Annotated in this window: 12 protein-coding genes; 10 read left to right on the top strand and 2 right to left on the bottom strand. The window is 31.0% G+C overall.

Translation table 11 applies throughout. The features are described from left to right. Window positions 1-84: 84 nt before the first annotated feature. Together CXF54_RS02625 and CXF54_RS02620 are read left to right on the top strand one after the other, a co-directional pair. Window positions 85-2,793 (top strand): TonB-dependent receptor domain-containing protein, encoded by a 2,709-nt coding sequence (locus CXF54_RS02625; RefSeq protein WP_101202336.1) that lies wholly within the window; start codon window positions 85-87, stop codon window positions 2,791-2,793. Further along, window positions 2,793-4,610 (top strand): YfiR/HmsC family protein, encoded by a 1,818-nt coding sequence (locus CXF54_RS02620; protein WP_101202335.1) that lies wholly within the window; start codon window positions 2,793-2,795, stop codon window positions 4,608-4,610. Before CXF54_RS02625 ends, CXF54_RS02620 begins: the two co-directional genes overlap by 1 nt. Here the strand turns inward: CXF54_RS02620 and CXF54_RS02615 are convergent. Continuing rightward, a complete protein-coding gene (locus tag CXF54_RS02615; protein WP_101202334.1) occupies window positions 4,594-5,370 on the bottom strand; it encodes a zinc-dependent peptidase in 777 nt (258 codons plus the stop codon). The genes CXF54_RS02620 and CXF54_RS02615 overlap by 17 nt on opposite strands. Window positions 5,371-5,473: 103 nt before the next feature. Here CXF54_RS02615 and CXF54_RS02610 point away from each other — a divergent pair, with 103 nt between their 5' ends. The 8 genes from CXF54_RS02610 (at window position 5,474) to CXF54_RS02575 (ending at window position 13,023) form a co-directional block, all read left to right on the top strand. Next, complete coding sequence (locus CXF54_RS02610; RefSeq protein WP_090838953.1) at window positions 5,474-6,133, top strand: HAD family hydrolase; 660 nt, start codon at window positions 5,474-5,476, stop codon at window positions 6,131-6,133. 73 nt (window positions 6,134-6,206) lie between these two features. Then, window positions 6,207-7,571, top strand: a complete 1,365-nt coding sequence (hemN, locus tag CXF54_RS02605; RefSeq protein ID WP_101202333.1) for an oxygen-independent coproporphyrinogen III oxidase — start codon at window positions 6,207-6,209, stop codon at window positions 7,569-7,571. A gap of 85 nt (window positions 7,572-7,656) precedes the next feature. Further along, window positions 7,657-8,493 carry a universal stress protein gene (locus tag CXF54_RS02600; protein WP_090838789.1) on the top strand — a complete coding sequence of 279 codons (837 nt, stop codon included), beginning with the start codon at window positions 7,657-7,659 and terminating at the stop codon, window positions 8,491-8,493. A gap of 138 nt (window positions 8,494-8,631) precedes the next feature. Continuing rightward, window positions 8,632-9,465 (top strand): universal stress protein, encoded by an 834-nt coding sequence (locus tag CXF54_RS02595; protein ID WP_101202332.1) that lies wholly within the window; start codon window positions 8,632-8,634, stop codon window positions 9,463-9,465. 6 nt (window positions 9,466-9,471) lie between these two features. Beyond that, on the top strand, window positions 9,472-10,320 hold the full coding sequence (locus CXF54_RS02590) for a restriction endonuclease (protein WP_101202331.1): 849 nt from the start codon (window positions 9,472-9,474) through the stop codon (window positions 10,318-10,320). Window positions 10,321-10,323: 3 nt separating this feature from the next. Next, entirely contained in the window at window positions 10,324-11,697 is a 1,374-nt protein-coding gene (locus CXF54_RS02585; RefSeq protein ID WP_090838795.1) for an MBL fold metallo-hydrolase RNA specificity domain-containing protein, read from the top strand. A 246-nt stretch (window positions 11,698-11,943) separates the two neighbouring features. Next, window positions 11,944-12,384, top strand: coding sequence for a hypothetical protein (locus tag CXF54_RS02580; RefSeq protein WP_090838797.1), 441 nt, complete (start codon window positions 11,944-11,946; stop codon window positions 12,382-12,384). Window positions 12,385-12,387: 3 nt separating this feature from the next. After that, the gene (locus CXF54_RS02575) at window positions 12,388-13,023 is read left to right on the top strand and encodes a hypothetical protein (RefSeq protein WP_101202330.1); all 636 of its coding nucleotides are present in this window, start codon (window positions 12,388-12,390) and stop codon (window positions 13,021-13,023) included. Between the two features lie 28 nt (window positions 13,024-13,051). Here the strand turns inward: CXF54_RS02575 and CXF54_RS02570 are convergent, their stop codons facing one another. Then, a complete protein-coding gene (locus tag CXF54_RS02570) occupies window positions 13,052-13,876 on the bottom strand; it encodes a universal stress protein (RefSeq protein ID WP_101202329.1) in 825 nt (274 codons plus the stop codon). Window positions 13,877-13,908 lie beyond the last annotated feature (32 nt).

The following is a 13,908-nucleotide window of genomic DNA, read 5'->3' as shown; positions in this document are numbered from 1 at the left end:
CTGTTGTGTTGTCATTAAACACAGAATAACGCATTACTGTTAATTTATTTTAACGCTTTAAAAAGTGCATAACAACTAACTACCATGTCTTTTTCCATAAAACCATACATAACTTGTATCTTTTTATTTTGTCTACAACTAAATGCTTATAGCCAAGAAAGAGCGACTATTACTGGTAATGTTTCTGATCAATTTGGAACACTTCCGGGTGCTAAACTGAGTATTGAAGGTACTAATTTAAATACCTCTACCGATGTAAACGGGACTTATACGTTGCAATTAGAAGAAGGTGATTATGTTATTACAGCAGGTTTTGTAATGTACAATTCCATATCAAAAAGTATTACAGTTAAAGTTGGAGAAACAGCAACCTTAGATTTTAAATTAGAAACTGGTTTTTCCATAGACCAACCAGTATCTTTAGGATCCAGAGCACAACCAATATCTTCTTTAAGAACCACTGCTCCTGTAGACATTATTTCTCCGCAAGAACTTACAAATGCAACACAAATAGAGCTAAGTCATATCTTACATTATCTAGTGCCGTCCTTCCACTCTACTACTCAAACTATTTCTGATGGTACAGATCACATAGATCCTGCCACATTAAGAGGTTTAGGACCTGATCAAGTATTGGTTTTAGTAAACGGAAAACGTCGCCATAATAGTGCGTTATTAAATGTTAACGGAACTGTTGGAAGAGGAACTGTTGGAACAGATTTTAATGCTATTCCTGTTGCCTCTGTAGAGCGCATAGAAATTTTGCGTGATGGTGCAACCTCGCAATATGGATCTGATGCTATTGCCGGTGTTGTAAATATTATTTTAAAACAACAAGTTGAAGTTATTGATATCGTTGGACGCGTTGGTGTTAATAAAGAAGGAGACGGACAAACAAGTTATTTTGGCGCTAATTTTGGATTTAATATTGGTACAGAAGGGTTTATAAATATTACTGGAGAATACCGCAGTAGAGAATCTACTAACAGAGCGGGTAATTATACTGGACCTGTTTATTCTGATACACCTATTGAAGACGCACAATTAGTTAGTGAGCACAACTTTTTTAATAATACAGGATACGATGATCAAAAAATAATGGAAATTGGAAGTGCCAAAACACAAAACTTAGCCATTACTTTTAATGGTGAAATTCCTATTTCTGAAATTACAACCTTTTATTTTAACGGTAGCAGAAACTACAGAGAAGGTCAAGCTAAAGGATTTTATAGATTACCAAAGGATGAAGACCGTGTGGTCTTAGAGTTGTTTCCTAATGGGTTTTCTCCACAAATTTTAACCGACATACAAGATGATGCGGTAACAGCCGGAATTAGAGGTGTCAAAAATAATTGGGATATAGATTTTAGTCATTCTATTGGAAAAAATGCTTTAGACTACACGGTAAATAATTCTATTAATGCCTCATTAGGTATTGCTTCTCCAAAAACATTTTATTCAGGAGGATTTGCTTACAAACAAAGCACATCTAATTTAGACCTGTCTAGAACTTATGATTGGTTACATGGTGTAAACATTGCTTTTGGAGCAGAATTAAGAGTTGAAAACTATCAAATTATAGCTGGAGAAGAAGCGTCTTTTATTGATGGAGGCAGTACGTATACAGATGCCTTTGGCGACGAACAACCGCGTATTCCCGGAGCACAAGTGTTTCCTGGTTTTCAGCCAGAGAATGAGTTAAGTCGATTTAGAACAAATAGTGCCGGATATATTGATATTGAAACTAACATTACTGAAAAACTATTAATCAAAACTGCTGCTAGATTTGAGTCTTACAACGATTTTGGTGGACAGTTAATTTGGAAAGTTTCCGGTCTATATAGAGTTAATGACGCCTTAGGTATTAGAAGTGGTATTTCTACAGGATTTAGAGCTCCTTCCCTACACCAAGTTTATTTTCAGAATATAAGCTCGCAATTTATTAATGGTGAAATTATTCAAGTAGGTACGTTTAATAACGAAAGTGCTGTAGCGCAAGAAGCTTTTAAAATTGAAAACTTAAAGCCTGAATTATCTAGACATTATAGCTTAGGAATTAACGGTAAATTAAAAGATAATTTTTCTTTCACTTTAGATTATTACTATATCAAAATTAAAGATCGTATTGTATTATCTGGTCGTTTTGATGAAGGTTATGAAAGTATCTTAGAACCCTTTAATGTAGGAGCTGCTCAGTTTTTTACAAACGCCATAGACTCTAGAACCACTGGTTTAGATGCCGCTATACAATACAAAACAATTATTGGATCAGGAAAACTAAATGCCTCTTTAGCAGCAAACTTTAATAAGACAAAGGTCATCGGTGATATTAAAGTATCAGAATCTTTAGTTGGTCAAGAAGATGTCTTATTTAATAGAGAAGAAATTGCAAGAGTAGAATCTGGACAACCAAACTATAAGATAAACAACCTGTTGTCTTATGAGTTTGACAGTTATAAAGTATCTTTAGGAAACACCTATTTTGGTGACGTCAGCTTTATACATCCAGAAGATGGTAATCGTGACAATTGGGTTTTAAATGAATTATCTGGAGAAGTAGAATCTAGAGATCAAAAATTTACACCTAAATTACTTACAGATTTAGCTGTTTCTTACAAATTTAATAGTAGTATTGAGCTGACCTTAGGTGGTAATAACATATTTAACGTCTATCCAGATAAACACACACACTCTGCAAATATTGATAATGGTAATTTTGTTTACAGTAGACGTGTGCAACAATTTGGAGTTAATGGTTCTAACTTTTACATGAGAGCCTTTTTAAAACTATAATGAAATTAAATCTAAAAACAACACTCTATAATCTAAAACACAAATCAGTAGTGGTTTGTGTTTTACTGTGTTTTTATGGTTTATCAATTCATGCTCAAACAACAAATCAGCAAGTAAAAAGATTACAACGGGCTATTTTTGTATACAATTTTGCACAACAAGTAGGTTGGCCAAATCAAGTAGATGCTACACAATTTAAAATAGGTGTACTAGGTCCGGACCGTGCTATAATAGACTTTAAATCTTTAGCACAAAAACGTAACATAAACAACAAACCAGTTACGGTAGTTAATTTTAATAGCGTTAAAGATGTCAAAGACGTACAATTACTGTACGTCAATAAATCCTTCAATTTTGACATCAATTACATCTTAAATAAAATTTCAGGTCAAAATATATTACTAGTTACAGAAGATTACAATTACCACACAACCATGATTAATATGGTAAATGTTGGAGATTCTTTTGAATATGAAATTAATAACAAGACTATTGATAAGGAAGGTTTTAAAATAGCAAACTCGTTACAACAATACGCTATTAGCTCCTCTCAAAAATGGAAAGATTTATACCAAAATAGTGAAGCTAATCTTGAAGCTTCAAAAAAAACAGAAGCAGAACAACAAGAAAACCTTGTTACAAAAGATGCTGAAATATTATCACAGAAACAACAAATCAATACGCAAGAAAGTAAAATAGACACCATATTAAACACTGTAGTTACACAAGATAAATGGATTGAAACACTATCCAATCAAAGCGAATTACATAAACAGCGATTTGAAGATAAAGTTAAAATAGAACAAGATTTAGAAGACAATATTAAGCGTCAAATTGAATTTATTAAAAGTCAAGATCAAAACATTATTAGCCGTAATCTAGAAATACAAAAGCAACATAATTTTATACAGAACCAAATTGCTGAAATTGAAACTAAAGAGTTTATTTTAAAACAAAAAGAATCTCAGCTAAACACTCAAAAAACCATAAATATCTTACTAATAACCTTAATCAGTTTAGCGGTATTGGGCGGGATACTTATTTATAGAAGTTACCTAAGTAAGAAAAAATTAAACAAAAAATTAAAAGACAAAAATGCTGCTATCCAAAAACAGAGTCTTGAGTTAGAGATAAAAAATGACGAGCTTGAGCAGTTTGCATACATTGCAAGTCATGATTTAAAAGAACCTTTAATTACAATTACTGGATTAATAGATTTATTAGTCGAAGAATATGAAGACAAACTAGACGATAACGGTAAAATGAGTCTTAATTTTATTAGTCAATCTAGCGCAAGAATGCAAAAACTTATTGATGCCATTCTGCAGTATTCTAGACTTGGAAAAAGTAAAAACACAACAAACATAAATTGTAATAGTGTGATTTCTATTTTAAAAGACGATTTAAAAAACGTTATTGACAGAACAGAGTCTACAATTATTACCACTGACCTACCTTCAATTAAAGGGGCAGAATTAGAACTTAGATTATTGTTTCAGAACTTGATAAGTAACGGTATTAAGTTTACAAAAAAAGGAGTAAAACCTATTATTTCAATTGATTGTAATCTGCAATCTAATGTAGAGAGCGTTGACTATTGGGTGTTTTCTATCACAGATAATGGAATAGGAATACCAGAAAAACATAAAGACCGTATTTTCTCTATCTTTCAACGTTTACATTCTAGAGACGAGTATGAAGGTACAGGAATTGGATTAGCCCATTGTAAAAAAATAGTCGAAGCCCATAGTGGTAGAATATGGTTAGACTCTGAAGTAGGAAAAGGAACCACTTTTTATTTTACGATCCCTGCTTAGGTTGCTGAAAACAAAGCGAAAGCATTTTAAATAATTCAGGATGTTTTTGCTTAAAAAGTTTAGGTCTTTCAAAAAAGTACTCTGATGCAACCGCAAAAAATTCAGCTTGACTGGTACCGCCATATTTTCTTATATCAGAGGCATCATTATTAATACGCTCCATTTCTTCGTGCATTAGCTCTAACCATGGGCCAATATATTCTTTTCCTAAAAAAAATTCAGGCACACCATCCGTTTCGCCATCCATTTTGTCCAATAAATGTACAAACTCGTGCACTGGCGTATTATGCTTGTCGGTTTTATTACTAAATGCTAAACGTATGGCCTTTTTTGATAAAATCATTTGTTTTTCAAATCTCCCCGTTCCAACCATTCCTAATATTTTTTTGTTTTCATCTTTATCAGAAAATTGTAAATCAGCATTAAAGGTATCAGGATAAACAATAATACCTGATAAGTTATTATAACTCCAATTTGAAAAACCAAATACAGGAATAATAGCACTTGAAGCAATTAGTATTTTATCTAAGTCTTCGATTATTGTATTAACACCATCAATATTTATTTCGCCTAAAAATAACAACATACGCTTCCTGAAAATGGCTTGATCCGGTGCAGAAAGATTTTTATAAAACAAAACGTTTTTTACCAAAAGATCATGCCAATGCTTTGGGAATATTTCAATCTTCTTTGGGCGCATGACATAAAACGCGTAAATAACAAGTATAACTAGTGCTATAAAAATAATAGTGTAAATCATATTAATCTATTGGTTATGCAAAATATTCTAATTCTTACAGAGAAAAAAATATATGTATGGTAAAAAAGCACATAATAAGTATCTTCGCCTAAAAACTAGACCAATGCTAAAAGCTGTTTTATTTGATATGGATGGTGTAATTGTTGACACAGAACCGTTACACAAAAAAGCCTACTTTTTAATGTTTGACCACTTTAACATAAATGTTTCCAGTGCGTTGTATGAATCTACCACAGGGCAATCTACTATCAATGTTTGTAAAAGACTATGCGAGGTTTTTGGTTTAGACAATAACCCAGAAGAGTTGGTCCAATGTAAACGTAAGATTTTTACAGGATTGTTCCATAGCGACCCTAGTTTAAAGTTAATAGATGGTGTGCTTGACATTATCCAAGATTACCATAAAAATGGCTTAACGCTTGTCCTAGCCTCTTCTGCATCCATGCAAACTATAAACAATGTCTTTACCCGTTTTGATTTAGATCAATATTTTGTAGCTAAAATTAGTGGTGCAGATTTAAAAGCATCAAAACCACATCCTGAAATTTTTGAAAAAGCAGCAGGATTAGCAGGACATCCACAAGCCCATTGCATAGTTATTGAAGACTCGACTAACGGTATTAAAGCAGCTAAATCTGCTGGTAGTTATTGTATTGGTTTTGATAGTTTCCATTCTAAAAACCAAGATTACACTTTAGCTGATCATGTGGTTAATACGTTTAATGATATTCCTTTTAAAACAATTACCGCCTTATTATCTTAAATTTTAACTTATGATATTAGTCATATTTTAACTTCTAATAAGACACTAACTTTGACGTATAAACAAAAAAGTTATGTGTTTTTCATTAGTAAATAAATATAATGTTGCCGGACCTAGATATACTAGTTACCCGACTGTACCGTATTGGAATGTTGATAAATTTTCTTTAAAACAATGGAAAGAAAATCTAAAAAAAGCATTTGAAGAAAGTAATACTACAGAAGGTATCAGTCTTTATATTCACTTACCTTTTTGCGAAAGTTTATGCACTTTTTGTGGGTGCAACAAACGCATTACAAAACGCCACGAAGTTGAATCGCCTTACATAAGTGCGGTTTTAAAAGAATGGGATTTATACTGTGATTTATTAGGCGAAAAACCTAATATAAAAGAGTTACACTTAGGCGGTGGAACACCTACTTTTTTTGATTCTAAAAATCTAAAAATATTAATTGATGGCATTACACGCAAAGCAAAATTAGCGGATAATTACGAATTTAGTTTTGAAGGTCACCCAAACAATACGACAGAAACGCATTTACAGACCTTATTTGACTTGGGATTTAAGCGTGTTAGTTTTGGAGTACAAGACTACAACCCTATTGTACAAAAAGCTATACACAGAATACAACCTTTTGAAAACGTCAAAAAAGTAACGGAACAAGCAAGAGCTATTGGTTACACATCTGTTAGTCATGATATTATTTTTGGACTACCTTTTCAAACCGAAGCACATGTTGCTGAGACTATAAATAAAACAAAAGAATTATTACCAGACCGTATTGCCTTTTACAGCTATGCACATGTCCCATGGATAAAAGGAAATGGACAACGTGGTTATAAAGACAGTGACTTACCAACACCAAGCATTAAACAAAACCAATACCAATTGGGTAAAAAACTACTAGCAGATGCTGGTTATTATGATATTGGAATGGATCACTTTGCATTAAAAACGGACAGTCTTTATACTGCTAGTGTATCAGAGACTATGCACCGTAATTTTATGGGATATACCGCTTCCAAAACAAAAGTAATGATTGGTTTAGGCGTGTCCTCAATAAGTGATAGTTGGTATGCTTTTGCTCAAAATGTCAAAGGAATAGAAGAATATTACCATTTAATAGAATCGCAAATCATACCTGTATTTAGAGGACATATTTTAACTAACGAAGACCTTATAATTAGACAACATATTTTAAACTTAATGTGTCATTTTAAAACCAGTTGGATCGATTCTGATTTATATTTTGAAGAAATCCCAGAGGTCTTATCCAAATTGAAAGAAATGGAAGATGATGGTTTATTAAAAAAAGAGTTGAACCAAATTTTTATTACCGAAAAAGGGAAACCATTTGTTAGAAACATTTGTATGGCTTTCGATTTACTTTTACAACGTAATAAACCTGAAACACAACTGTTTTCAATGACCATTTAAGGGTGTTAATTAATACATAAAAACTAAAAACTGATTTAAAGATTTATTAATTTTAGTAAATCTTAATACTAATAAACCACTAAACATGAAAAAAATAATTGTACCAGTAGACTTTTCAGATCATTCAAATTATGCTTTAGAATCAGCTGCTATATTAGCAAAAAAATATGATGCTGAAATATTAGCATTACACATGTTAGAAATATCAGAAACGATATTAACAAAAGGAGAAGCTGATTTACAAGCCGAAACTGTATTTTTCTTAAAATTAGCGGAACAACGATTTACAGATTTTTTACAACAAGATTTTTTAAAAGACGTAAAAGTAACCCCTATTGTTAAACATTTTAAAGTATTTACTGAAGTTAATGAGGTTGCTAAGGAGCATAATGCGGACCTAATTGTAATGGGGTCTCATGGAAGTAGCGGATTAAAAGAAATCTTTATTGGTTCTAATACAGAAAAAGTAGTACGCCATTCTGATGTGCCAGTATTGGTTATTAAAAACAAACCAACAAACCTAAGTTTTGAGAATGTGGTATTTGCTTCTGACTTTTCAGAAAGCACAGTAACACCTTATATAAACGCAACAAAATTATTTGATAAACTTGGTGCTAATTTACATCTTATCTATGTAAATACCCCAGGAGATAATTTTAACAGCACTTCAGAAATGGAGCAAATTGTTGTTAACTTTTTACAAAAAGCGGATGGTAATTTAGATAAATTATCAGAAGTAAAATACATCTCTGACTACACCGTAGAAAAAGGTATATTAAATCATGCTAATGTATCAGGTGCAAATGCAATAGCTGTTGCAACACACGGTCGTAAAGGTTTTACTCACTTTTTGGCAGGAAGTATCTCTGAGGATATTGCAAACCACTCATCTTTACCTGTAGTGACTTTTAAAATCAAATAATACAACACACTAATAAGGATTAAACCCCTATAAAGATGAGTTATCATTTTTATAGGGGTTTTCTTTTTAAAACTAATATATATCATTTTTATAGTTGTTTTTTAATCATAGCTTTAAGTATACCAAAACCCTAACGTTATGAAACATATACTTCTACCTTCAGATTTTTCGGATAATGCGTGGAGCGCAATTGTATATGCCATAAAATATTATAGAGATGATATCTGTACTTTTTATTTACTACACGCAAAACCACTAAATCCATCCTCTTTAGCCACCTTGTCCGATGTTTATATAAAAAGTATAAGGCAACAAAGTAATCAACAGTTACTTGAATTAAAACAACAGGTTTTAAACGCCGAAAAAACCCCTAATCATACTTTTAAAACGGTTATTAAATTTATGGAATTAAATAGTGCTGTAGATCAATTTATATTAGATACAAAAATTGATTTAATAATTATGGGTACTAAAGGAGCGACTAATAATAAAGCCTTATTTTTTGGAAGTAACACAGTGCATTTAGTAGACCACATTAAAACATGTCCTATTTTAATTATTCCTGATCAATACAATTATAAACCAATAGATCAAATTGTGTTTTCAACTGATTTAAACCGATTCTTTTTTGAAAAAGTAATTAATACAATTTCCGAATTTACTACAAATAACAATGCTGTTTTAAGAGTAATAAATATCCAGACAAATAAAGCTTTAACTGAGATTCAAAAATATAATTTAGCGGTATTAAAAAGTGGTTTAAAGCGCTTTGAAACACATTACCATTCCGTTCCTAATTACGATAAAAAAGCTACAATAATCTCAACCTTTATAAACGATTTAAACATTGATTTATTAGTCATGGTTAACTACAAACATAGTCTTATAGCGCGTTATTTAAACGAACCTATTATAAAAACAATAGGGTTTAAGCCTAGCATTCCTTTTCTAATACTACCTGATAATAAATAGTAACACATGAATAATCAAGATATTTATATAAAAAAAGCATCAGGAAAGCCTGTTAAATTTTCAATTAAAAAATTAAGAAAATCTTTAATAAATTCTGGAGCAGATATTATGTTAACAGATAGTATTGTTAATAATGTTAGGGACCAATTATATCAAGGCATTTCTACAAAAGAAATTTACAATAAAGCGTATGCATTACTAAAATCTAAAAAAAGTCATATAGCCTCCAAATACAAATTAAAAAAAGCAATTTACGAATTAGGTCCAACAGGTTTTCCGTTTGAGCGTTATATAGCTTCTATCATAAAAGCGTTTGGTTATGATGTAAAAGTTGGACAGATCATTAATGGCAAATGTGTAAATCATGAAGTAGATATACTAGCCACAAAAGAAAAAGCAACTATTGTTATAGAATGTAAATTTCATGGTGAAGCTGGTTTAAATTGCAACGTTAAAATCCCATTGTACATCCATTCTAGATATAAAGACATTCAATCTAAATGGAATAATCAATTAGGATTAAAAACTAAAATTACCGAAGGTTGGGTTGTTACTAATACTAGATTTACTAAGGATGCTCAAACCTACGGAAACTGCATTGGGCTGTATTTATTAAGCTGGGATTACCCTTTACATAATGGATTAAAAGACCGTATTGATAAACTAAAATTATACCCAATAACCACTTCTACTTTATTAACAAAAAGAGAAAAACAGTTTTTATTAAACAGAGAGGTTGTCTTATGCAAAGATTTAATAAATGATGCTTTTTATTTAGATCACTTAGGAATATCAGATATTAGAAAAAAAAGAATTTTAAACGAAATTAAACTACTGTGTAACCTAAAATCATAAATTATGAAAACTAAAGTAAAAATTACATTTTTAGGAGGCGCAAAAACAGTAACAGGATCTAAATATCTTATTGAAGCTTTTAATACTTCTATATTAATCGATTGTGGTTTATTTCAAGGTCTAAAAGATTTAAGACAACTAAATTGGAACCCTTTACCCATTGCTGTTTCAAAAATTGAAACAATATTACTAACTCATGGGCATTTAGATCATGTTGGCTATTTACCAAGGTTAATAAAACAGGGTTTTAATGGTAAAATAATTGGTACAGCGCCTACTCTAGCTATTGCCGAAATTATACTTAAAGACAGTGCTAAAATACAGGAAGAAGAAGCAAAAAAAGCAAACAAAGAAAAATATACTAAGCATCAACCAGCTTTACCTTTTTATACTGCTAAGGAAGTAGATCAAACCGTATCAAAATTTGAAGTACAAGTCGAAGACAAATGGATTGCTATAAATAATCACATCTCTTATCGATTTAAATATAATGGTCATATAATAGGGTCTACGTTTATTGAACTTGATATAGAAGGAAAACGATTTGTGTTTTCTGGAGATATTGGTAGAGTTAATGATTATTTATTAAACGACCCAAAACGACCTGATCAAGCAGACTATTTGTTTCTAGAAAGTACTTATGGCAACAAACTACACCCTATCGAAGACATTGAAAATAAACTAACTCAAATTATTAAAGAGACCATAAACACTAGAGGCAATTTAATTATACCAAGTTTTGCGGTAGAGCGTTTACAAATGCTAATGTTTATCTTATTTAAACTTTATCAAAAAAACAAAATACCAAACATCCCCATTTTTGTTGATAGTCCAATGGGTAATAATGTGTTAGAGATTTTTAAACGTTTTCCTAAATGGCATAAGCTATCTGAAACCGATTACAATGCTATGTGTAAGCACATAAATATTATTAAAAGTTATGCAGATACTTGGAAAACCATTGATGATCCAAGAAGTAAAATTATAATTGCAGGTAGCGGAATGGTTACCGGTGGTCGCGTTTTAACATACTTGCAACAATTAATAGATGATGCCTCTACAACTATTTTATTGGTCGGCTATCAAGCAGAAGGCACAAGAGGTAGACTATTAAAAGAAGGCGCTCACGAAATTAAATTTTATGGTAAATACTATCCAGTAAAAGCAGCTGTATTAACTATAGATAGTCTCTCTGCTCATGCAGATCAGAATGGGTTACTACATTGGTTAAGTGCTATTAAAAACACGCCAAAAACAGTTTATCTAATACATGGCGAACCTACTGCCCAAAATGCTTTAAGAGTTAAAATTAAAGATACCTTTAACTGGTATACTTGTATCCCAAATTTATTTGAAACTATAGAAATAGAGTTATAGATAATGTACAACATGATATTTATCATACTAATTAACTTGTAATAATTCTATCTTTAATTTATAGTAAAAACCATATAATATTTAGATTACAAAATCTAATATTTTAAAATTACCACACGCTATTAATCATTAACACGACGCCTCAAAAACAGTCTTGTTAATAGGTAATAAAAGATGATGTAATCTTTAAACAGGAAGTATGGCCTACTTTACTTCCTGTTTTTTTTTAATAAACAAATCATAAAAATGAAAACACAAAACAAAAACAAAATGGTAGAATGGTATGGTGCAGACCGCATGCATGAAATGTCTAAAACCTGGTTATCTGATTTAAATTTTATTAAAGATGAACAAGTGTTTTTAGAAGAATTAATTACAGATTACACACAACTAATTATAGATGACCACGTATTAGCTAGAGCGCAAGATGCAGCAACTGCTTTATTGAGAACAAAAAGAGGCAGTCAAAAATTAATTACTGCTTTAGTAGCACATGAAAATGATCTTGAGCTAATGGTTGACGGTAAAAATGAATTAGACAAAGAAGAACAATATAAAGCTGATCATCTAGCCTTTATTAAGCAAGTAAGTTCGTTTTTTTATGATTATAAAGCTGTGAAATCTGAAATTTTCAATTTGGTAAAAACCTTAATGAAAAGAGATAAACAAGACCATTTATTAAACTAAACCATGAAACAACTCTTACTAATATTACTTGTTTGTTCGCTTTACAGTTGCGGAAGTACACAATTAAAAGACCGTTGGATTAGTCCCGAAGCAGATAATTACACACTAGAAAAAGTGTTTATTGTTGGGTTGACTGACGATCCTGAAGCTAGAGAAAAATTCGAAAGAAAATTACAAAGCCAATTAACGTCACGAGGAATTGAAGCTACAATTAGCCTTGATAAATTTGATGCAGAATTTCTTGCTAAAAAAAGAACCGACACAGAAATAAAAGCTTTAGAAAACCAGCTATTAAAGGAAGGTTATGATGCTGTTGTGTTTACCAAAGTGGTTGGAATTAAAAATAAAATCCAGTTTAAAAAAGACTATACCAATAGCTCTAAAAGTCATAATCGTTTTAACGATGATTATTTAATGTATCAAGACCAACATTTTAATCCAGATGCATATAATGAGTATCAAGTCTATAACGCAGAAACGGCTGTATACTGCTTATGCCCTACTAAAGACCGCACGTTAATATGGAAAGGATATATAGATATTGTGGATCCAAAAAATATTAATAAAACGGTAAATGATTACTCAAAACTTTTAATTTTAGTTTTAGAAGAAGATAAAATAATACCACAAAAAAACTAATATATATTACATGATTAGTGGTAACGCATTAATCATGTAATATATATAATGGAACACTAGCTATTTTACTATGTTTTGTTATTGGTGACCCCATAAACAAACGTTCTAAAAAGCTAGTTTTTTGTATAATAAAGACTTCTAAATCTATTGTATTTGTTTGCATATACGTATCTACAACTTTATCCATTGGTACATTTATAACGTGATGATATTTATAATTACCAGACTTTAAAAGGCTTTTTAAAGTGTTTATATCTGTAGTATGGTCTTCTGCTGTTTCTGTTATTCTTAAAACATGAAAATGAGACGCTTCTTTGCTTACAAGATTAAAAATCTGATTCAATCTTTGTTGATTAAATTGATCCTTTTCGTCTAATGGAAGTAAAATCGATTTTGGTTTAACAAACTTAAAACCATTTGGTATTATTAATGTTGGACAACTTACTTTTCTAATTACATTTAGTGTGTGACTTCCAAAAACAACCTCATCAGCACCAGTTACTCCGTTTGTACCCATAATAATTAATTGGATACCATTTAAAACCACAAACTGGTTAATAGCATCTGTAAACACATCGTAATCTATATGTACGTTATACGTGTGTTTTGGGTTGTTACATTCCGTTTGTAAGTCTTGTGCCAAATCTTCTAGATCTTCTTTTGGTGTTTTAACTATAGAGGCATACAAATTAGCATTTCCAGTTGTCATTAAATCTGCAGATGTAAAAGCAGACGCTTTGTGTACATATACTAAATGGAAATTAATAGCTTTATTTTCAAAAAGCATAGCTGCATAATGCATGGCATTTTTAGAGCTTTGAGAAAAATCTGTAAGTAAAAGGATGTTTTTCATTTTAAAGACGTTTTTTGAGTAAATAAGGTTTG

It is taken from the genome of Olleya sp. 1-3, from assembly GCF_002836085.1.
Lineage (GTDB): Bacteria > Bacteroidota > Bacteroidia > Flavobacteriales > Flavobacteriaceae > Olleya > Olleya namhaensis.
This window is presented reverse-complemented; position numbering and strand designations above follow the sequence as displayed.